19 protein-coding genes are annotated in these 19,819 nt (G+C 64.6%); 18 read left to right on the forward strand and 1 reads right to left on the reverse strand.

Going from position 1 to position 19,819, the window contains the following annotated elements; genetic code table 11:
• The first annotated feature begins 13 nt into the window (after positions 1-13).
• From mnmG to AC3FOF_RS12880, 13 genes are all read left to right on the forward strand, one after another.
• Positions 14-1,954: a tRNA uridine-5-carboxymethylaminomethyl(34) synthesis enzyme MnmG gene (mnmG, locus tag AC3FOF_RS12820; RefSeq protein ID WP_017224614.1), complete on the forward strand. Its 1,941-nt coding sequence runs from the start codon at positions 14-16 to the stop codon at positions 1,952-1,954.
• Positions 1,955-2,662 (forward strand): 16S rRNA (guanine(527)-N(7))-methyltransferase RsmG, encoded by a 708-nt coding sequence (rsmG, locus tag AC3FOF_RS12825; protein ID WP_035806607.1) that lies wholly within the window; start codon positions 1,955-1,957, stop codon positions 2,660-2,662.
• A gap of 68 nt (positions 2,663-2,730) precedes the next feature.
• Positions 2,731-3,504 (forward strand): ParA family protein, encoded by a 774-nt coding sequence (locus tag AC3FOF_RS12830; RefSeq protein ID WP_017224616.1) that lies wholly within the window; start codon positions 2,731-2,733, stop codon positions 3,502-3,504.
• A 46-nt stretch (positions 3,505-3,550) separates the two neighbouring features.
• Positions 3,551-4,453: a ParB/RepB/Spo0J family partition protein gene (locus AC3FOF_RS12835; protein WP_017224617.1), complete on the forward strand. Its 903-nt coding sequence runs from the start codon at positions 3,551-3,553 to the stop codon at positions 4,451-4,453.
• Between the two features lie 345 nt (positions 4,454-4,798).
• A complete protein-coding gene (locus AC3FOF_RS12840) occupies positions 4,799-5,302 on the forward strand; it encodes an ATP synthase subunit I (RefSeq protein ID WP_017224618.1) in 504 nt (167 codons plus the stop codon).
• A 253-nt stretch (positions 5,303-5,555) separates the two neighbouring features.
• Positions 5,556-6,419: a F0F1 ATP synthase subunit A gene (atpB, locus tag AC3FOF_RS12845; protein ID WP_035806615.1), complete on the forward strand. Its 864-nt coding sequence runs from the start codon at positions 5,556-5,558 to the stop codon at positions 6,417-6,419.
• A 63-nt stretch (positions 6,420-6,482) separates the two neighbouring features.
• The gene (gene atpE / locus AC3FOF_RS12850) at positions 6,483-6,749 is read left to right on the forward strand and encodes a F0F1 ATP synthase subunit C (RefSeq protein WP_006157246.1); all 267 of its coding nucleotides are present in this window, start codon (positions 6,483-6,485) and stop codon (positions 6,747-6,749) included.
• Between the two features lie 99 nt (positions 6,750-6,848).
• Positions 6,849-7,319: a F0F1 ATP synthase subunit B gene (locus tag AC3FOF_RS12855; RefSeq protein ID WP_017224620.1), complete on the forward strand. Its 471-nt coding sequence runs from the start codon at positions 6,849-6,851 to the stop codon at positions 7,317-7,319.
• Positions 7,320-7,321: 2 nt separating this feature from the next.
• Positions 7,322-7,861: a F0F1 ATP synthase subunit delta gene (locus AC3FOF_RS12860; protein ID WP_017224621.1), complete on the forward strand. Its 540-nt coding sequence runs from the start codon at positions 7,322-7,324 to the stop codon at positions 7,859-7,861.
• 51 nt (positions 7,862-7,912) lie between these two features.
• Entirely contained in the window at positions 7,913-9,454 is a 1,542-nt protein-coding gene (gene atpA, locus AC3FOF_RS12865) for a F0F1 ATP synthase subunit alpha (protein ID WP_017224622.1), read from the forward strand.
• A 76-nt stretch (positions 9,455-9,530) separates the two neighbouring features.
• Positions 9,531-10,406: a F0F1 ATP synthase subunit gamma gene (atpG, locus tag AC3FOF_RS12870; protein WP_017224623.1), complete on the forward strand. Its 876-nt coding sequence runs from the start codon at positions 9,531-9,533 to the stop codon at positions 10,404-10,406.
• 33 nt (positions 10,407-10,439) lie between these two features.
• Positions 10,440-11,843: a F0F1 ATP synthase subunit beta gene (atpD, locus tag AC3FOF_RS12875; protein ID WP_017224624.1), complete on the forward strand. Its 1,404-nt coding sequence runs from the start codon at positions 10,440-10,442 to the stop codon at positions 11,841-11,843.
• Between the two features lie 138 nt (positions 11,844-11,981).
• Positions 11,982-12,398 (forward strand): F0F1 ATP synthase subunit epsilon, encoded by a 417-nt coding sequence (locus AC3FOF_RS12880; protein WP_017224625.1) that lies wholly within the window; start codon positions 11,982-11,984, stop codon positions 12,396-12,398.
• A gap of 300 nt (positions 12,399-12,698) precedes the next feature.
• Here the strand turns inward: AC3FOF_RS12880 and AC3FOF_RS12885 are convergent, their stop codons facing one another.
• Positions 12,699-13,055: a hypothetical protein gene (locus AC3FOF_RS12885; RefSeq protein WP_488726818.1), complete on the reverse strand. Its 357-nt coding sequence runs from the start codon at positions 13,053-13,055 to the stop codon at positions 12,699-12,701.
• Here AC3FOF_RS12885 and AC3FOF_RS12890 point away from each other — a divergent pair.
• The 5 genes from AC3FOF_RS12890 (at position 13,054) to AC3FOF_RS12910 (ending at position 19,803) form a co-directional block, all read left to right on the forward strand.
• Positions 13,054-14,139, forward strand: a complete 1,086-nt coding sequence (locus AC3FOF_RS12890; protein ID WP_488726819.1) for an RsiV family protein — start codon at positions 13,054-13,056, stop codon at positions 14,137-14,139. The genes AC3FOF_RS12885 and AC3FOF_RS12890 overlap by 2 nt on opposite strands.
• A 19-nt stretch (positions 14,140-14,158) precedes the next feature.
• Positions 14,159-14,617 carry a CoA-binding protein gene (locus AC3FOF_RS12895; RefSeq protein WP_488726820.1) on the forward strand — a complete coding sequence of 153 codons (459 nt, stop codon included), beginning with the start codon at positions 14,159-14,161 and terminating at the stop codon, positions 14,615-14,617.
• 144 nt (positions 14,618-14,761) lie between these two features.
• The gene (locus AC3FOF_RS12900; RefSeq protein ID WP_488726821.1) at positions 14,762-15,718 is read left to right on the forward strand and encodes an alpha/beta hydrolase; all 957 of its coding nucleotides are present in this window, start codon (positions 14,762-14,764) and stop codon (positions 15,716-15,718) included.
• A 94-nt stretch (positions 15,719-15,812) separates the two neighbouring features.
• Entirely contained in the window at positions 15,813-16,910 is a 1,098-nt protein-coding gene (gene hemE, locus AC3FOF_RS12905; RefSeq protein WP_488726822.1) for a uroporphyrinogen decarboxylase, read from the forward strand.
• A gap of 607 nt (positions 16,911-17,517) precedes the next feature.
• Positions 17,518-19,803, forward strand: a complete 2,286-nt coding sequence (locus tag AC3FOF_RS12910) for a primosomal protein N' (RefSeq protein WP_276263773.1) — start codon at positions 17,518-17,520, stop codon at positions 19,801-19,803.
• Positions 19,804-19,819 lie beyond the last annotated feature (16 nt).

The following is a 19,819-nucleotide window of genomic DNA, read 5'->3' on the forward strand; positions in this document are numbered from 1 at the left end:
AGGAGGTGCCTCCATGCTTTACCCAAAAGAATTCGATGTCATCGTTGTCGGTGGTGGCCACGCCGGCACGGAAGCCGCGCTCGCCGCGGCGCGTATGGGCTGCCAGACGCTGCTGCTGAGCCACAACATCGAGACCCTCGGCCAGATGAGCTGCAATCCGTCGATAGGCGGTATTGGCAAGGGTCATCTCGTCAAGGAAGTGGACGCCATGGGCGGCGCCATGGCGGCTGCCACGGATGAGTCGGGCATCCAGTTTCGCATCCTGAATTCCAGCAAGGGTCCGGCCGTCCGTGCCACCCGTGCCCAGGCTGACCGCGTACTGTATCGCAAAGCGATTCGCGCGCGGCTGGAGAACCAGCCCAACCTGATGCTGTTCCAGCAGGCCGTGGATGACCTGATGGTGGAGGGCGATCGTGTGGTCGGCGCCATCACCCAGGTTGGCATCGCCTTCCGTGCCCGCGCCGTCGTGCTGACCGCCGGCACCTTCCTGGATGGCAAGATCCACGTGGGGCTGGATAACTACACCGGCGGCCGTGCTGGCGATCCGGCTTCGGTATCGCTGTCGGCCCGCCTGAAGGAACTGAAGCTGCCCCAGGGCAGGTTGAAGACAGGCACGCCGCCGCGCATCGATGGCCGCACCATCGACTTCTCGGTGATGGAGGAGCAACCAGGCGATCTCGACCCGGTGCCGGTGTTCTCCTTCCTTGGCCGTGCCGAGCAGCATCCGCAGCAGCTGCCGTGCTGGATCACCCACACCAATAGCCGCACCCACGACATCATTCGTGGCGGCCTCGATCGTTCGCCGATGTACACCGGCGTGATCGAAGGCGTGGGGCCGCGCTACTGCCCCAGCATCGAAGACAAGATCCATCGCTTCGCCAGCAAGGACAGCCATCAGATCTTCCTGGAACCCGAAGGCCTGACCACCAACGAGTTCTACCCCAATGGCATCTCCACCAGCCTGCCGTTCGACGTGCAGCTGGCGCTGGTGCACTCGATCCGCGGCATGGAGAACGCGCATATCCTGCGCCCGGGCTACGCGATCGAGTACGACTACTTCGATCCCCGCGCACTCAAGGCCTCGCTTGAATCCAAGGCGATCCGGGGCCTGTTCTTCGCCGGCCAGATCAACGGCACCACTGGCTATGAGGAAGCCGCGGCCCAGGGCCTGCTGGCGGGCATCAATGCCGGGTGCTTCGTACGGGAGCGTGCCGCCTGGACTCCCCGGCGAGACCAGGCCTATCTTGGGGTTCTGGTCGATGATCTGATCACCCGCGGGGTCTCGGAACCGTACCGAATGTTCACCAGCCGCGCAGAGTTCCGTTTGAGCCTGCGCGAAGATAATGCCGATATGCGACTTACCGAGGCCGGTCGGGAGCTCGGTGTGGTCGATGATGTGCGCTGGGATGCATTCAACCGGAAACGCGATGCTGTTTCACGTGAAACAGAACGCCTGAAGAGTACCTGGGTCAATCCGGCCATCCTGCCGGAGGCGGACGCAGTGCCTCTCTTGGGCAAGGCGATCGAGCGTGAGTACAACCTCGCCGATCTGCTCCGTCGCCCGGCGGTCGAGTACGAAGCGTTGATGGCGCTGCAGGGTGGCAAGTTCGCCCCGGCCCAGCCGCTCGATACAGATCCGCTGCTGGTTGAGCAGATCCGGGAACAGATCGAGATCGGCATCAAGTACCACGGCTACATCGCACGCCAGGCAGCCGAGGTGGACAAGCTGGAAGCCAACGAGTCCACCCGCCTGCCGGATGGCTTCGACTACACCGAGGTCCGTGGCCTGGGCTTCGAGGTCAGCCAGAAGCTTAACCAGCACCGGCCCGAAACCCTGGGGCAGGCATCGCGTATCTCGGGCGTGACGCCGGCAGCGATTTCGTTGTTGCTGGTTCATTTGAAAAAGAAGGGGATGGGGCGTACCAAGTCCGACTCCAGTCAAGAGGCGGCCTGAGTGAGGAATCAACGATACGTCGCCGTGGACGATGCCGATCAGCGCCGCCGCCTGGAGGCCGGCTTGTCCACCATCGGGCTGGCGCTGCCGGCGGCCCGGATCGACCAGCTTTTTGCCTATCTGGCACTGCTGCGCAAATGGAACGCGATCTATAACCTGACCGCCATCCGTCATCCCGACGAGATGCTGACCCACCACATGCTGGATTCGTTGGCCGCCGTGCCCGCACTGGCCGAGGCCGCACGTAGCGCCGGCGTGGAAGAGGGCGCGCGCGGCAGGGTGCTCGACGTGGGTTCGGGGGGCGGCATGCCCGGGTTGCCGTTGGCGATCGCCTGTCCTGACCTGTCGGTGCTGATGGTCGACATCGTTCAAAAGAAAACAGCTTTCCTGACGCAGTGCCGGGCTCAGCTCGGACTGACCAATGCCGCCGCCCACTGGGGGCCGGTCGAAAAGCTGCAGGATGAAAAGGGTTACGCCGTTATCACCTCGCGTGCGTTTGCCGAGCTGAGCGATTTTGTTTCGCTCGCCGGCCACCTGCTGGCGCCGCAAGGCAAGCTGATCGCGATGAAGGGTGTTTATCCACAGCCCGAACTCGACCGCATGGAAGCGGCAGGGTTGATGGCCGAATGGCAGGTCGAGTCGGTTCCGCGCCTGAGCGTGCCGGAACTGGACGCCGAGCGTCACCTGGTGGTGCTGTCGCGCCGCTGACCCGGCCGGTGGTTGTCGCCGGCGCCCACCCCCGGCAGGTTGAAATCAAGCAGGAGCAGCAGGAGCTTATGGCCAAGGTATTCGTGATCGCAAACCAGAAGGGCGGCGTCGGCAAGACCACCACCACGGTGAATCTTGCCGCCGGACTTGCGGCCCAGGATCAGCGCGTGTTGCTGATCGACCTCGATCCGCAGGGCAATGCCTCGATGGGCTCCGGTATCGACAAGCAGGCGCTTGAACACAGTGTCTACCAGGTGCTGGTCGGCTTGTCCTCGATTGCCCAGGCGCGCCAGCATTCCGAATCCGGCAAATACGATGTGCTGCCCGCCAACCGCGAGCTGGCCGGTGCCGAAGTGGAGCTGGTGGAACTGGACCAGCGCGAACGCCGCCTCAAGAACGCGATTGCCGAGGTCGATGCCGAATACGACTTCGTGCTGATCGACTGCCCGCCGTCGCTGTCGCTGCTGACCCTCAATGGCCTGTGCGCGGCCAACGGCGTGATCGTGCCGATGCAATGCGAGTACTTCGCACTGGAAGGGTTGTCCGATCTCGTCAATACCATCAAGCAGGTGCATGCCAATCTCAATCGTGACCTGAAAGTGATAGGCTTGTTGCGTGTGATGTTCGATCCACGTGTGACATTGCAGCAACAGGTCTCGGCCCAGCTTGAGTCGCATTTTGGCGACAAGGTGTTCAAGACCGTGATCCCCCGCAATGTGCGCCTGGCGGAAGCGCCGTCCTATGGCGTGCCCGGCGTTGCCTTCGATCCGTCATCCAAGGGGGCCAAGGCCTACCTCGACTTCGGTGCCGAGATGATCGCGCGCGTCAAGCTGCTCGGCTGAGTGCCGTGTTGAGATCCACCGCATACAGGATACCGAGGATACCGAGATGAGTACCGCGAAGAAGAAGGGCCTGGGCCGCGGACTGGAGGCCCTGCTGGGTGGTCCGGCCGAGATCGTCGATGCCGTCAAGCAGGAGGGCGCGCCCTCCGTGCTGCGCCTGGACCAGCTCCAGCCCGGCAAGTACCAGCCCCGCACCCGCATGGACGAAGGGGCGTTGCAGGAGCTGGCCGCGAGCATTCGTGCCCAGGGGTTGATGCAGCCCATCCTGGTGCGCCGCGTTGCCGAGCCTGACCGCTACGAAATCATCGCCGGGGAGCGGCGCTTCCGCGCATCGAAGATCGCCGGGCTGGAAGAAGTCCCGGTGCTGGTCAAGGACGTCGCCGACGAAGCCGCGGCCGCGATGGCGCTCATCGAGAATATCCAGCGCGAAGACCTCAACCCGCTGGAAGAGGCGCAGGGCATCATGCGTTTGGTGCGTGAATTCAATTTCACGCATGAGCAGGCGGCGGAATCGGTGGGCCGCTCGCGCAGCGCGGTGTCCAACCTGCTGCGTCTGCTGAACCTGGCTCAACCGGTGCAAACCATGCTGATGGCAGGCGATCTCGACATGGGACACGCACGCGCGTTGCTCCCCGTGGACGGTGCCAACCAGATCACGCTCGCCAATCAGATCATTAATAAGCGTCTATCGGTGCGCGAGACTGAAAAGCTGGTAGCCTCCAGCCTCAAGCCCTTTGATCTCAGGACGGAAAAGCCGCACAACGGCACGCCGGTGCGCGACGTGGCCCGCCTCGAGGAAGAACTGTCCGACGTGCTCGGCCTGCCGGTGCAGATCAAACTGGGCGCGCGGGGCAAAGGCCAACTGACCATTCACTTCACCAGCAACGATGCGCTCGACGGTGTATTGACGCGGCTGCGCGAGCCCGGCGAGAGCCAGTCCTCCGCCTGAGCGGGTTTCCCAAAAATAGTGCGCGATTAACGGCTGTTGCCGCGTGGTGCGATTACCACGGGCAGGGCGGCAGTCGGGCGTGTGTAAGGTCTGTGCAAGGCCATTGAACCACGATGATGCGCCACCAGCATTGAACGATTCAATTACCTGGCGCGTTATTGGCCGGACTCCGCCGAGCGTGCAATCTTGATTCACGGATACTTGCAAGCGAAATGCGGACCGTTGCAAGGCGTCTGTAAGCAGATTGACTCGCATGGTGCATTCCTCGTAAAATCGTGCGGTTTGAATTCCGGCCGGTCCAGAAAAGTTCCGGGCTGGATTAAACAACCAGCAGAGGCATAGCAGGTGGTTTCAGATCGTCATGATGCCAGTCAGAAAAAGGACTGGCGCACGCGTAATGCCTGGGATGAAGACGAGGCGGAGCGCGAGGAAGAGGCGGTCGATCCGCTGTCGCGTGCTGAGGCGGAAACGCTGTTCGGCAAGCGAGCGCTGCGCCCTTCGCGCATGACGCCCGGCAGGGTCGTGCTGGCGCAGGTGGCGGTTACGGTTTTGTCCGCGATTGCCTGGCGGCTGTTTGCCGGCGGAAATGCCGGCGCGGCCGGCTGGTCCGCACTGTTTGGCGGCGCTGTGTGCTTCGTGCCGAGCGGGTTCTTTGCCTTGCGCCTCTGGCTGTCGCGCGAGCGTACCTCGATCAGCGGCCTCGTGGTCGGCGAGGCGATCAAGGTGTTTGCCACCGTCGCACTGTTTGTGCTGGTGGTCGTGCTGTACCGCGAGTTGCGCTGGGTGCCGATGCTGGTCACATTCCTGCTTGCGCTCAAGACCTACTGGGTGGCGCTGGCGATTCGCTAGGGCCAAGCCCGGAGCAAAGCGGCCGGCGCGGCGGTTCGAATGAAAGTGCTGCTGCCTGTTTGGTTCGAAGTGGGGCACGAAAACGGAATATCAAGAGTTTTTTGGCGTGGCGCGTCACAAGGGTGAAGCGCGGCGCAGATAAGGTTCAGACGAGCTTGCCCGCGGTGACCAGCAAATCATGCTGAAGGCGGTGCAAGAAGCGTACCGGCAGGACGCCGGCAACTGGTTTCGCAATATTACGGTTCGTTTCGACATGTCAGCTGCTCAAGGCGCCGAACAGGCGCTCACCCCCTCCGGCTATATCGCCGAACACTTGCAGAACCTCAACTCCGTTGGCGGCAAGCAAGCCTCCGTCGTTGACTTCAGCGTCCTCAACTACGACACCGTGTTCTGGTCGGTGCTGTGCGGCGCCATCGCCGTGCTGTTCCTGTACGCCGCCGCGCGCCGCGTCACGACCGGCGTGCCGGGCCGCTTCCAGGCCTTCGTCGAGATGATCGTCGAAATGGTCGACGACCAGGCCAAGGGCATCATCCATGGCGACCGTACCTTCATTGCCCCGCTGGCGCTGATGGTGTTCTGCTGGATCACCATGATGAACGCCATCGACTTGATCCCGGTCGACTGGGTCACCGGCCTGAACAGCCTGCTGGGCATCTTCCACATCCACCTGCCGCACCATCGCGCCGTTGCCACGGCCGACCTGAACGGCACGCTGGGCATGTCTTGCTCGGTTCTGGTGCTGATGATCTATTACAGCTTCAAGATCAAGGGCGCGGGCGGCTTCGTGCACGAACTGCTGTCGGCCCCGTTCGGCGCCAAGTGGTACCTGGCCCCGTTCAACCTGATCCTGAACCTGATCGAATTCCTGGCCAAGGCGGTTTCGCTGGGCATGCGGTTGTTCGGCAATATGTACGCCGGCGAACTGGTGTTCCTGCTGATCGCGCTGCTGGGTTCCATCTGGACGTTCAGTGCGGACCTGTCCGCGCTGGGCTTCGTCGGTCATGTGCTGGCCGGTACGGTATGGGCGATCTTCCACATCCTGATCGTTCTGCTGCAGGCTTTCATTTTCATGATGCTGACGCTGGTGTACATCGGCCAGGCACACGATCACCACTGATTTTTAGATTTTCGGTTTTTCGGTTTTTTGGTTCTAAGTCTCTTCTCAATTAAAGGAGTCGTCATGCAAGCATATCTCGCCAACATCCAGGGTCTGACCGCTATCGGTATCGGCATCATCATCGGTCTGGGCGCAATCGGCGCCTGCCTGGGTATCGCCCTGATGGGCGGCAAGTACATCGAAGCGTGCGCACGTCAGCCCGAGCTGATGAACCCGCTGCAAACCAAGATGTTCCTGCTGGCTGGCCTGATCGACGCAGCATTCCTGATCGGCGTGGGCGTTGCAATGCTGTTCGCATTCGCCAACCCGCTGCTGGCTGTCATCAAGTAATTCTTTTCGGTCTGCATGATGCTGACGGGCGGCGCGGGCCACTTAGCCTGGCCGCCCTTGCGCATTTATCTGTAGTTTGATTACCGAAAGGAACACACCATGAATCTGAACGCAACGTTTTTTGCGCAGATGGTCGTGTTCTTCATCCTGTGGTGGGTAGTTGCCAAATTTATTTGGCCGCCGCTGGTGAAGGCGCTCGACGAACGCGCAAAGAAGATCGCCGATGGCCTCGCCGCCGCCGAAAAAGGCAAGGCTGAGCTCGAACTTGCCAACAAGCGTGTGGACCAGGCCCTGGCCGAAGCCCGCACCGAGGGTGCTCAACGCGTCGCCGACGCCGAGAAGCGCGCTCAGCTGACGGCCGACGAGATCAAGCACAACGCCCAGGCGGAAGCCGCACGCATCATCGCCCAGGCCAAGGCCGAAGCCGAACAGCAAGTCACCCGTGCGCGCGAGCAATTGCGTGACCAGGTCGCCGTGCTGGCCGTCAAGGGTGCCGAGCAGATCCTCAAGCGCGAAGTGAACGCGCAGGTCCACGCTGACCTGCTCAATCAACTCAAGGCTGAGCTCTAATCATGGCTGAAACCGCAACCATTGCCCGCCCCTACGCGGAGGCGCTGTTCCGCGTCGCGACCGAATCGAGCGGCAATCTGGATGCATGGTCCGAGCTGGTGTCGGAAATGGGGCACGTTGCCGCCAATCCCGACATGAAGGCGGTGGCTGGCGATCCGAACGTGCACGGCGACAAGCTGGCTGCACTGTTCCTGTCGGCCCTGAAGTCTCCGGTCAACGACGAGGCCAAACGCTTCGTCAGCCTGCTGGTGGATAACCACCGCCTGTCGGTATTGCCGGAAATCGCCGAGCAGTTCCATGCGCTCAAGAACGACCGCGAAGGGTCGGCCGATGTCGAGATCACGAGTGCTTTCCCTATCGAAGGCGCGCCCCTGACCGACCTCGTCGCCGCGCTCGAACGCAAGTTCGGCCGCAAGCTGCAGCCCTCGGTTGCGGTAGACCCGTCGCTGATCGGCGGCGTGCGCGTCAAGGTCGGCGACGAAGTGCTCGACACCTCCGTGCGTGCGCGCCTGGCAGCAATGCAAGTGGCGCTGACCGCATGATGCGCGAGAAGCGCACACCGGCCGACGGATTGAAGAATTAGGAGCATTGTGATGCAACTGAACCCCTCAGAAATCAGCGAGCTGATCAAGTCCCGCATCTCGGGTCTTGGCGCCGACGCTGAAGTGCGCAACACCGGCACGGTGATTTCCGTGACCGATGGTATCTGCCGCGTGCACGGCCTGTCCGGCGTGATGCAGGGCGAGATGCTGGAATTCCCCGGCAACACCTTCGGCCTCGCGCTGAACCTCGAGCGCGACTCCGTCGGTGCCGTGGTGCTGGGCGACTACGAACACATTTCGGAAGGCGACCCGGTCAAGTGCACCGGCCGCATTCTGGAAGTGCCGGTTGGCAAGGAACTGCTGGGCCGCGTGGTCAACACGCTGGGTCAGCCGATCGACGGCAAGGGCCCGATCAACGCCAAGGAAACCGACGTGATCGAAAAGGTTGCCCCTGGCGTGATCGCACGTCAGTCGGTCAGCCAGCCGGTGCAGACCGGCCTGAAGTCGATCGACGCGATGGTGCCGATCGGCCGTGGCCAGCGCGAGCTGATCATTGGCGACCGCCAGACCGGCAAGACCGCCGTGGCTGTCGACGCCATCATCAACCAGAAGGGCAAGGGCGTTTTCTGCGTCTACGTGGCGATCGGTCAGAAGGCTTCGACCATCAGCAACGTGGTGCGCAAGCTCGAAGAACTGGGCGCGATGGAATACACCATCGTGGTCGCCGCTTCGGCTTCGGACTCCGCCGCCATGCAGTACCTGGCTGCCTACGCCGGCTGCACCATGGGCGAGTACTTCCGCGACCGCGGTGAAGACGCGCTGATCGTCTATGACGACCTGACCAAGCAAGCCTGGGCCTACCGCCAGGTGTCGCTGCTGCTGCGCCGTCCGCCGGGCCGCGAAGCCTACCCTGGCGACGTGTTCTACCTGCACTCGCGTCTGCTCGAGCGTGCTGCTCGCGTGAACGCCGAGTACGTCGAGAAGTTCACCAAGGGTGCCGTGACCGGCAAGACGGGTTCGCTGACCGCGCTGCCCGTGATCGAAACGCAGGCTGGCGACGTGTCCGCCTTCGTGCCGACCAACGTGATCTCGATTACCGACGGTCAGATCTTCCTGGAAACCGACCTGTTCAACGCTGGTATCCGCCCCGCAATCAACGCCGGTATCTCGGTGTCGCGCGTTGGTGGTGCCGCCCAGACCAAGGTCGTCAAGAAGCTCTCCGGCGGTATCCGTACCGACCTGGCCCAGTACCGTGAACTGGCTGCGTTCGCGCAGTTCGCTTCCGACCTGGACGAAGCCACCCGCAAGCAGCTGGAGCGCGGCCGCCGCGTGACGGAACTGCTCAAGCAGGCTCAATACCTGCCGCTGCAGGTGTGGCAGCTGGCCGCGTCGCTGTACGCTGCCAACAATGGCTTCCTCGACAACGTGGACGTGAAAGACATTCTCGCATTCGAGAAGGGCCTGCACGACCATCTGAAGACCAAGTACGCCGACCTCGTCAACCGCATCGAAGAGACGAAAGATCTCTCGAAGGAAGATGAAGCCACGCTGCGTGCCGCGATCGAGGATTTCAGGAAGTCCGCCGCGTTCTAACCGCGTGATTCCACGAAACTGCGCCGGCCGGCCGTTGCCATGACGGTGCCGGTGCAGCACGAATGGAGAGGAAGATATGGCCGGAACGAAAGAAATTCGAACCAAGATCAAGAGCGTGCAAAACACGCGCAAGATCACCAAGGCGATGGAGATGGTCGCCGCGTCCAAGATGCGCAAGGCGCAGGAACGGATGCGTAATGCCCGCCCCTACGCCGAGAAGGTGCGCAACATCGCGGCGCACCTGGCTGCAGCCAACCCCGAGTTCAAGCACCCCTTCATGGTCGCGCGCGAAGTCAAGCGCGCCGGCATGATCGTGGTGACGACCGACAAGGGCCTGTGCGGCGGTATGAACACGAACGTGCTGCGTGCGGTGACCAACGAACTGCGCGACCTGCAGAACCGTGGCGTGACGGTGCAAAGCACCGCCATCGGTTCCAAGGGCCTGCAGTTCCTGAGCCGCATCGGCGGCAAGGTGCTCTCGCACGTGGTGCACCTCGGTGACACCCCGCATCTGGAAAAACTGATCGGCGCGATCAAGGTCCAGCTCGATGCCTTCACCAATGGTGAGGTGGATGCTGTGTACCTGGCTTACACCAAGTTCATCAATACGATGAAGCAGGAGCCGATGGTGGAGCAGCTGTTGCCGCTCCCCGCCGACAAGTTTGCCCAGACCGAAGATGAAAAGCGCGCCTACTCGTGGGATTACATCTACGAGCCCGACGCCCAGACCGTAGTGGAAGAACTGTTGGTCCGCTACGTCGAAGCGCTGGTGTACCAGGCCGTGGCCGAAAACATGGCGTCCGAGCAATCGGCGCGCATGGTGGCCATGAAGGCGGCATCCGACAATGCCAAGAACGTGATCGGCGAACTGCAACTGGTCTACAACAAGACCCGTCAGGCAGCGATCACCAAGGAACTGTCGGAAATCGTCAGCGGTGCCGCAGCCGTCTAAGGCGTCAAGTATTCAAGCTATCGGAGATACGAAATGAGTATCGGAAATATTGTGCAGTGTATTGGCGCCGTGGTGGACATCGAGTTCCCCCGCGACGCGCTGCCGAAGGTGTACGAAGCGCTCGTGCTGGAAGACAGCAACGAAGCCTCGTTCGCCGAGAAGGGCCTGACCTTTGAAGTGCAGCAGCAGCTGGGCGACGGCGTGGTGCGTACCATTGCCCTCGGTTCGTCCGACGGCCTGCGCCGCGGCATGAACGTGAAGAGCACCGGCGCGCCGATTTCGGTGCCGGTTGGTCACGGCACCCTGGGCCGCATCATGGACGTGCTGGGTCGTCCCATCGACGAAGCCGGCCCGATCGCTTCGGACGAGCTGCGCGCGATCCACCAGAAGGCCCCGAAGTTCGACGAACTGTCGCCTTCGGTCGACCTGCTGGAAACCGGCATCAAGGTGATCGACCTGGTCTGCCCGTTCGCCAAGGGCGGCAAGGTGGGTCTGTTCGGTGGCGCCGGCGTCGGCAAGACCGTGAACATGATGGAGCTCATCAACAACATCGCCAAGCAGCACAGCGGTTTGTCGGTGTTCGCCGGCGTGGGCGAGCGTACCCGTGAAGGGAACGACTTCTACCACGAAATGAAGGACTCGAACGTTCTCGACAAGGTGGCCATGGTGTTCGGCCAGATGAACGAGCCGCCGGGCAACCGTCTGCGCGTGGCACTGTCCGGCCTGACCATGGCCGAGAAGTTCCGCGACGAAGGCCGTGACATCCTGTTCTTCGTCGACAACATCTACCGCTACACGCTGGCCGGTACGGAAGTGTCGGCACTGCTGGGCCGTATGCCTTCCGCAGTGGGTTACCAGCCGACGCTGGCCGAGGAAATGGGTAAGCTGCAAGAGCGCATCACCTCGACCAAGACCGGCTCGATCACGTCGATCCAGGCCGTGTACGTGCCTGCGGATGACTTGACCGACCCGTCGCCTGCCACCACCTTCCTGCACCTGGACTCGACCGTGGTGCTGTCGCGTGACATCGCCGCGCTGGGTATCTACCCCGCCGTCGATCCGCTCGACTCGACCTCGCGTCAGCTCGACCCGCAAGTGGTGGGTCAGGAGCACTACGACGTGGCCCGTCGCGTGCAGCAAACGCTGCAGCGCTACAAGGAACTGCGCGACATCATCGCGATTCTGGGCATGGACGAACTGTCGCCGGAAGACAAGCAGTCGGTGTCGCGCGCTCGTAAGATCCAGCGCTTCCTGTCGCAGCCCTTCCACGTCGCGGAAGTGTTCACGGGTTCGCCGGGCAAGTACGTGCCGCTGAAGGAAACCATCCGCGGCTTCAAGATGCTGGTGGACGGCGAGTGCGATCACCTGCCCGAGCAGGCGTTCTACATGGTCGGTTCGATCGACGAAGCCTTCGAGAAGGCCAAGAAGCTCCAGTAAGCGGAGTCTTTCGCTTTCAGCGCCGTAGTGGCGGTTGCCGTGGACAGCAATGTCGGCGGCGGCCGCGCTTGGCCTGAAAGTGGAATACCTGCTTCCTGGCAACGGGAAGCCGAAGCTTTCAGGGACAAAGGAATTCACATGGCAACCATTCTTGTAGACGTCGTCAGCGCCGAAGCGTCGATCTTCTCCGGTCAGGCGAAGTTCGTGGCGCTGCCGGGCGAGTCGGGCGAGCTGGGTATCCTGCCGGGCCATACGCCGCTGATTACGCGTATCCAGCCGGGCGCGGTGCGCATCGAGAAGGAAGACGGTAGCGAAGAGTTCGTGTTCGTGGCCGGCGGCATTCTTGAAGTCCAGCCCAAGCACGTCACCGTGCTGGCGGACACCGCCATCCGCGGCAGCGATCTCGACGAAGCCAAGGCGCAGGAAGCCAAGCGCGCGGCCGAGGAACTGATGCAGAACCAGAGCAGCGATCTCGACCTGGCACGTGCCCAGGGCGAGCTCGCCGTTGCTGCTGCGCAACTGGCCGCCATCGCGCGCCTGCGTCGCAAACGGTAAGAAAAAGCAGGTCCGCCATCGCTGTTGTTTTTTTGGCAGTGGCGTAAAAAAAGGCAGCCGGGAGGCTGCCTTTTTTGCACCTCTACGACTATTCTGACGGCTCAGGACAAAAAAAAGCGCGCGGGCCGGGGAGGCTCCGCGCGGACGGGAAAATCCCTTCGAGGGGTCAATTCGAAGGAACGGGTACGGTCCAGGTCAACCAACAGGCGCCGGCCACTACACAGTGGTCCACTCTCCGGTCAGGCGGTACAGATCGCATTCAGACGATCCGACCAGCGGAAACCGGCATGCGCCAACATCTCAACCTGGTACACCAACCGCAGGCAAGGCCTGCGATCCGGTAAATCTGGGTGGGAAATGATTCCTTTGGCTTTCTTCAACGGCGCTTTCCCTTTCTGTTTCGGGGGAAAGTGCGCCTTTCACAAAATCTGATTGTGTTAAGGCATTGTGGGGGAAACTTTTGGGGATGGCAGTAACAAAATGTATCGGTTTGCAAGAAGTTGAAAGCGCGGTAACGGGATTTGCGTCTGAATAGGCATATTTTTTCTCATACCACCCGCCTTGCTGCCAGGCGGCGGGAACATCACCAGACGGTGCCAGTCCCATAGCTTTCGCTATTCGCGCCACCCGCCCAGCGGTCTGGCCACCGATTGCCATGCCGCCGACTTCCTCCTTTCCCCCCTTTGCGCAGGTCCCTGCCGGTATCCGTGGAGGCCTTGTCCAGCTTGGCCTGGCGGCGCTATCTGCGGCCGCTTTGCTGGCCGGCACGCCGGTGCGCGCGGCCGAGCCGCAAGCCTCCGGCGGTGCCTTGTGGCAAGGTGAGCTAGAGGGCCGCGTGCAGGTATCGATAACCCTATTTCCGCAGGCCGGCACCGACAGGATCGATGGGACTGCCCGTTACGATTCAAGGCTCGCGGCCACCCCCCGTCAACTGGATGGCCAATTGACATCGGACGGCAGTTTAAGCTGGCGCGAGCGGGATGCCGGCGGCGAGGCGCCGGCCGGCACGCTCCCGCGCAACGGCGCTCGCTTCGAGGGCACCGTCGCCGCCGATGGCAGGACACTGAGCGGACAATGGACCAGCGCAGACGGCACGCGCCGGCTGCCGCTCTCGCTGACCCGCAAAGCGGTTTACCGCGAGCGCAGCGTGGACGCCGGCGGCGTGCGCCTGACAGAGCGTTTTCCCGAAACCGGCCGCCCCGGCCTCGACGCCCTGATTGCGTCCTTGCGTACCAGCGGCTGCGGCGATGGCGAGCGGGAATGCCGCAGCGCGATCGAACTGATGCGGCTGGATGCCGGTACCGTCAGCCTGTTGCGTACCACCTGGCGCTATAGCGGCGGGGCGCATGGCAGCCTCGACTACGCCGGAGGCAGTTGGCGGCGCGCTGCGGCCGAGCCTGCGTCGGCGGCCTTCCCGGCATCTCCCCAGGCCGTCTATACGCGTATCCTGCTGGGCGACCTGCTACAGCCGGGCGAGACGTGCCTGGCCCGGCTCAACGAGGAACTGCAGGCGGCGCTGAAGCGGCAGGGCGCCGCCGCACCCGCGCACGGTGCGCTTGGTGAGCAGGCCGTACACGACCCGCTCCTGCCGTTTACCCTGTATCGCGGAGGCGTGGTCTTGCACTACGCCCCCTATGCCGTGGGCCCGTTCGCGCAGGGCTCTTACCAGGTGGCGGTGCCGTTCGCGCGGCTGGGCAATTGTGCCCGCCCGAATGGTGCCGGCCAGGATAAATCCCCCTAACCCGAGGAGAAGGAAAGATATGAGCAATGCGAGCGACGTTTGCGACGGGACCCGGATGCAGGCGGCCATACGCGGCATGCTGGCCATGAAGACGGTGGCGGTGGTTGGCCTGTCCGACCGCCCGGACCGGGCCAGCCACGAGGTGGCTGCGTTCCTGCAGCGCCGCGGCTATCGCATCGTCCCGGTCAATCCGCGCCACGCCGGCGAGCGTATTCTGGGCGAAACCTGCCATGCCAGCCTGGCCGACGCGGCCGCGGAACTGGCCGGGACGGGCCAGGGCATCGAATGGGTCGACGTTTTCCGCCGTGCCGCCGACGTGCCGCCCGTGGTCGAGGACGCCATCGCGATCGGCGCGCGCGGCGTCTGGCTGCAGCTGGGCATCGTCAGTGACGAGGCCGTCGCCCGCGCCAGTGCCGCCGGCATGCTGGCGGTGCAGGACCGCTGCAGCAAGATCGAGCTGATGCGCCAGGCGGCCTGATCCCGCTACACTGCAGGGTCGGCCCGGCACGGCACGCGCCAGCAGCGCGCCATGCCAGGCCGGCCAACCCGCAGAGCCGCGCCACCGGCGCGGCAGAATCCAGCACCAGCAAGTCCCAGACTGCGCAACCCAGCCCAAGCCGCCATGGCCATCGATCCCCAGCTTCTCGACTACTATCGCCGGCTCGCCGAGCGCTATGCCGGCCAGGCCGCCCCTGCCGATGCCGCCGCCCGCCGCGCGCGCTTCGCCGAGATCGCGGCCATTTCGGCCGCGCCGGACCCGGAAGGCATCACGGCCACCGACCTGGAAATCCCGCTGCCGGGCCGTACCCTGGCGGCGCGCCTGTTCCGTCCGGTGGGGGTGGCCGCGCCGCGCCTGATCGTCTATTTCCACGGTGGTGGCTGGGTGGTCGGCTCGCATGACACGCATCACGGCGTGGCGGCGCTGATGGCCGCGGACACGGGCTGCGCGGTAGCCAGCGTCGATTACCGCATGGCTCCGGAACATCCCTTTCCCGCACCTTGCGACGATGCACTCGGGTCAGTGCTGTGGTTCGCCGAGCAGCGTGTGCGGCTGCGCCTGGACCCGGGTTTCCTGGCCGTGGCCGGCGACAGCGCCGGCGGGCACCTGGCGGCGCAAGCGGCGCGCTGGGCCAACGCGCAAGGCCGTCCTGGCCTGGTCAGCGCCCAGTTGCTGATCTATCCGGTGGCGGCCCCGGTGCTTGCTACGGAGAGCTACCGCGCCTTTGCGGACGGCCCTGGCCTGACACGCGACGAAATGGCCTGGTTCTGGACCCAGTTCATCGGTGCCGAGCGCCTTGCCGAGGGCGCAGCCATCGAAGACACCCGCATTCACCTGATGGGCACCGCGCCGCGGCACCTGCCTCCCGCCAGCGTGGTGATAGTGGCCGCCCACGACGTGCTGCGCGACGACGGCCTGGCCTACGCCGACTACCTTGTGCGCTATGGCGCGCCGGTCATCACGCTCGAAGCGAGCGGCATGACCCACGGCTTTGCCCGCCTGCAGCCGGATGTCCCGCGCGCGCGCGAATGGATGCGCCGCGCAGCGCTGGCCTTCAAGGAACTGGCGGCGGATATCTAGATGGCCCGGCCGGCGTATCGCCCCCGCGCCGCCGGGTCTGCCACAAGAGCATCGGCAGCGACCGGCCATCCCGTAAAATGGCGGTCTTACGAGGATGACCATGACCGCATTGCAGAACGATACCTTCCTGCGCGCGCTGCGCCGGCAACCCACCGAGTACACCCCGCTGTGGCTGATGCGTCAGGCGGGGCGCTACCTGCCCGAATACAATGCCACGCGCGCCCGCGCAGGCAGCTTCCTCGGCCTGGCCAAGAACCCTGCCTACGCCACCGAGGTGACCCTGCAACCGCTCGCGCGCTATCCGCTCGACGCGGCCATCCTTTTCTCCGACATCCTGACCGTGCCCGACGCCATGGGCCTGGGGCTGTCGTTCGCGCAGGGCGAGGGCCCGCGCTTCGCCCACCCCCTGCGCACCGAGGGCGACGTCAGGAAGCTGGCGGTGCCGGACATGGCATCGCTGCGCTACGTGTTCGACGCGGTCAGCGAGATCCGCCGGGCGCTGGTGCAGGATGGCCGCCAGCGCGTGCCGCTGATCGGCTTCTCGGGCAGCCCCTGGACGCTGGCCTGCTACATGGTCGAAGGCGCCGGCTCGTCGGATTTCCGCACGGTCAAGGCGATGATGTACAGCCGCCCCGACCTGATGCACCGCATCCTGGAGATCAATGCCCAGGCGGTAGCGGCCTACCTGAATGCGCAGATCGAGGCGGGTGCGCAGGCCGTCATGCTGTTCGACACCTGGGGCGGCACGCTGGCCGACGGCATGTACCAGGCCTTCTCGCTGGCCTATATGCGCCGCGTGCTGGCAGGGCTGAAGCGCGAGCATGACGGCCAGCAAGTGCCGGCCATCGTGTTCACCAAGGGCGGCGGCCTGTGGCTCGAAGAGCTCACCGATATCGGTGCCGACGCGCTGGGCCTGGACTGGACCGTCAACCTGGCCCAGGCGCGCCGCCGTATCGGTGGCCGCGTCGCCCTGCAAGGCAATATCGATCCCAATGTGCTGTTTGCGCCGGAAGCGGCCATCCGCGAGCAAGTGCGTGGTGTGCTCGATAGCTATGCCGCCGGCGGCGGCAGCGACGGACACGTTTTCAACCTCGGCCATGGCATTTCCCAGTTCACGCCGCCCGAGCATGTGACCGTGCTGGTGGACGAGGTGCATGGCTACAGCCGGAAGCTTCGTGCCACGGCCAAGTGACAGGCAGTGCATGCTTTCCCTCCCACCGGGGGATACCGCCTGTGCGCCGCAGCGAGGCGCGTTCGCGCACGGCGCCGTGCGCAACGGGTGGCGGGGGAGGCTTGCCCAAAGCGCTGTCAAGTAAACTATTTTGCAATATTTCGCCTTTTCGGTGCCGCTACGCGCTTGTCAAGGCTTGACTTATGCACATCAATGGGTTTTCCGCAGTGCAAGAGCGGGTTAGTGCTTAACTCATCTGAGGGAGGGCGGCAAGTCCTTGATTTACAAGGGATTGCACGGGCTCGGGAGTGTGCCGGAATGCCAGTGAAAGCCTTGTTTTACGGGCCTTCGCAGAAACTCCGGACGAGTTTTCAACAAAGTTATCCACAGGCGGTGCCCGGGGCCGGGAAAACCCGCCATCTATCATCGACTTAGGGGCACATTTGAAGCGTTACTTTAAGTTGATGTTGCGCCGCACACTTGATCTGTCCGGGAAGCTGCACAGCGTTCGTCTGCACACGCAATGGGCGTCGCCGCCCCATACTGGACCGTACCCGATGCAGCGTTCCGCCCGCGCCGCCGGAGCCGCGCCGTGACGTTGCCGGCGATCCCCGGAGACGCCGGGCCGATGGCACTTTCCCCGGCCTTGCCAGGTGCGGCCGCCGCCGGGCCTGCCGTGGCGCAGGTGGCGCTCGATACACCTGCAGACGACTTTTTCGACTATCTTGCTCCCCCGGAAGTGCAGCCGGGGGAACTGGTGGCGGTGCCGTTTGGCCGCCGCATGCTGGTGGGCGTGGCGGTGTCGCGTTCCACCCACTCGGACGTGCCGGCCGAGCGGCTGCGTCCGGTCGCGCAGCGCCTGGACTGGTTGCCCCCGCTCGGCGCCCATTGGATCGCGCTGGCCGAGTTTGCCGCCCGCTACTATCACCGCTGCCTGGGCGAGGTCATGCTGCCGGCGCTGCCGCCGGCGCTGCGCGAGGCCGAGGGCTGGGCACGCCTGGCACTGCGTGCCCGCAGCGAGCATTACCGCGTGGTGCCGGGGCAGGGCGCCGCGCTGCTGGCTGCGGTGCCGCCACGCGCCCGTACCGTGCTGGCGCTGGCGCAAGCCCTGGTGGCCGCCAGCGAAGACGGGCGGGCCGTATCCGCCGGCGAGGCGCGCGCGCTCTGCAGCGCCGCGCCGTCGCGTCTGGCCGAGTGGGTCGAGGCGGGCTGGGCGAGTTCGGTGCGCGCGGACCAGCCCCTGCTGGGGGCGCCTTCGGCGGCCGAGCCGTCCGTCGCGCCGCCGCTGCACGAAGAACAGCGCGTGGCGGTGGAGGCGATCGGCCAGGCCAGCGGATTCTCGCCCTTCCTGCTTCACGGCGTGACCGGCAGTGGCAAGACCGAGGTCTACCTGCACGCCATGGCCGAAGTGCTGGCGCGGGATCCACGGGCGCAAGCGTTGATGCTGGTGCCGGAAATCAACCTCACACCGCAATTGCAGGGCCGTATCGCCGCGCGCTTCCCGCATCTGCCTCTGGCGGTACTGCACAGTGGCCTGGCCGACCAGGAGCGCACCCTGCAATGGCTGGCCGCGCACCGCGGCGAGGCGCGCATCGTGCTGGGCACGCGGCTGGCGGTCATGGCCTCGCTGCCGCACCTGGCCATGATCGTGGTCGACGAAGAGCACGATACCTCCTACAAACAGCAGGAAGGCCTGCGCTACTCGGCGCGCGACCTGGCGGTATGGCGCGCCAAGCAACTCGGCATCGCGGTGGTGCTGGGTTCGGCCACGCCGTCGATGGAGTCCTGGTGGCGCGCGGAGCAGGGCACCTATCGCAAGCTGGTGCTGCGCGAGCGCGCCCAGACCGATGCCACGCTGCCCGCCGTAAAGCTGGTCGACCTTAACCAGGAGCGCCAGCGCCAGCGCGCCCTCTACGAGGGCTTGTCGGTGCCGCTGCTGAACGCCATCGAGGCGCGCCTGGCCCGCGGCGAGCAGAGCCTGCTTTTCCTTAACCGGCGCGGCTATGCGCCGGTGCTCGCTTGCGACAGCTGCGGCTGGCTGTCAGGCTGCCCGCGCTGCTCCGCCTACCTGGTGCTGCACCGGCCGGAACGCCGGCTGCGCTGCCACCACTGCGGGCTGGAGTCACCGGTGCCGCACCATTGTCCGGACTGCGGCAATGTCGACGTGGCGCCGCTCGGGCGCGGCACCCAGCGCATCGAGGAAGCGCTGGCGGCGCGCTTCCCGCAGGCCCGCATCGCCCGCATCGACGCCGATTCCACGCGCCGCAAGGGCAGTGCCCAGGCCATGTTCGACGAAGTGCACGCAGGCGAGGTCGACATCCTGGTCGGCACCCAGATGGTGGCCAAGGGGCACGACTTCCAGCGTGTGACGCTGGTCGGCATCGTCCATCCCGACGCCGCCATGTTCAGCCACGATTTCCGCGCCGCCGAGCATCTGTTCGCCTCCCTGATGCAGGTGGCCGGCCGCGCCGGCCGGGCAGGCCTGGCCGGCGAAGTCCTGATCCAGACCCGCTATCCCGATGCATCGGCATTGCAGGCACTGGTGCGCCATGACTATGATGGATTCGCGGCAACGCAGTTGCGCGAGCGGCGCCAGGCCGGGTTGCCCCCGTTCGCTTACCAGGTGCTGGTCACGGCCGAGCACGGCCAGCTGGAGCGGGCGCTGGCCTTCCTCCAGGGCGCGCGCAACCGCGCGGATGCGTGCCGGATGGCGCCGGAGGTGCAACTCCATGATCCCGTGCCGATGTCGATGGTGCGTGTGGCCAACCGGGAGCGCGCGCAGATGCTGGTGGAGAGCACATCCCGCCTTGCTCTTCAACGCTTTATCAGCGAGTGGGTGCAAACTTTCAGCGACGCGATGGCCGATGCCAAGGGCGTGCGCTGGCAGCTTGAGATCGATCCCTTGCGGATTTGAGCGGCCCTTCCGAGGC

The sequence above is a fragment of the Cupriavidus sp. 96C5-1 genome, from assembly GCF_057798855.1.

Excerpts from the sequence above, each read along its gene's own strand:
- AC3FOF_RS12880 (WP_017224625.1), top strand. The coding sequence starts at position 11,982 with ATGGCAACCATTCTTGTAGACGTCGTCAGCGCCGAAGCGTCGATCTTC.
- mnmG (WP_017224614.1), top strand. The coding sequence starts at position 14 with ATGCTTTACCCAAAAGAATTCGATGTCATCGTTGTCGGTGGTGGCCAC.
- AC3FOF_RS12885 (WP_488726818.1), bottom strand. The coding sequence starts at position 13,055 with ATGGCAATCGGTGGCCAGACCGCTGGGCGGGTGGCGCGAATAGCGAAA.
- AC3FOF_RS12855 (WP_017224620.1), top strand. The coding sequence starts at position 6,849 with ATGAATCTGAACGCAACGTTTTTTGCGCAGATGGTCGTGTTCTTCATC.
- AC3FOF_RS12900 (WP_488726821.1), top strand. The coding sequence starts at position 14,762 with ATGGCCATCGATCCCCAGCTTCTCGACTACTATCGCCGGCTCGCCGAG.
- atpD (WP_017224624.1), top strand. The coding sequence starts at position 10,440 with ATGAGTATCGGAAATATTGTGCAGTGTATTGGCGCCGTGGTGGACATC.
- AC3FOF_RS12835 (WP_017224617.1), top strand. The coding sequence starts at position 3,551 with ATGAGTACCGCGAAGAAGAAGGGCCTGGGCCGCGGACTGGAGGCCCTG.
- AC3FOF_RS12895 (WP_488726820.1), top strand. The coding sequence starts at position 14,159 with ATGAGCAATGCGAGCGACGTTTGCGACGGGACCCGGATGCAGGCGGCC.
- AC3FOF_RS12860 (WP_017224621.1), top strand. The coding sequence starts at position 7,322 with ATGGCTGAAACCGCAACCATTGCCCGCCCCTACGCGGAGGCGCTGTTC.
- atpA (WP_017224622.1), top strand. The coding sequence starts at position 7,913 with ATGCAACTGAACCCCTCAGAAATCAGCGAGCTGATCAAGTCCCGCATC.
- atpG (WP_017224623.1), top strand. The coding sequence starts at position 9,531 with ATGGCCGGAACGAAAGAAATTCGAACCAAGATCAAGAGCGTGCAAAAC.
- atpB (WP_035806615.1), top strand. The coding sequence starts at position 5,556 with ATGTCAGCTGCTCAAGGCGCCGAACAGGCGCTCACCCCCTCCGGCTAT.
- AC3FOF_RS12890 (WP_488726819.1), top strand. The coding sequence starts at position 13,054 with ATGCCGCCGACTTCCTCCTTTCCCCCCTTTGCGCAGGTCCCTGCCGGT.
- AC3FOF_RS12830 (WP_017224616.1), top strand. The coding sequence starts at position 2,731 with ATGGCCAAGGTATTCGTGATCGCAAACCAGAAGGGCGGCGTCGGCAAG.
- atpE (WP_006157246.1), top strand. The coding sequence starts at position 6,483 with ATGCAAGCATATCTCGCCAACATCCAGGGTCTGACCGCTATCGGTATC.
- AC3FOF_RS12910 (WP_276263773.1), top strand. The coding sequence starts at position 17,518 with ATGGCACTTTCCCCGGCCTTGCCAGGTGCGGCCGCCGCCGGGCCTGCC.
- hemE (WP_488726822.1), top strand. The coding sequence starts at position 15,813 with ATGACCATGACCGCATTGCAGAACGATACCTTCCTGCGCGCGCTGCGC.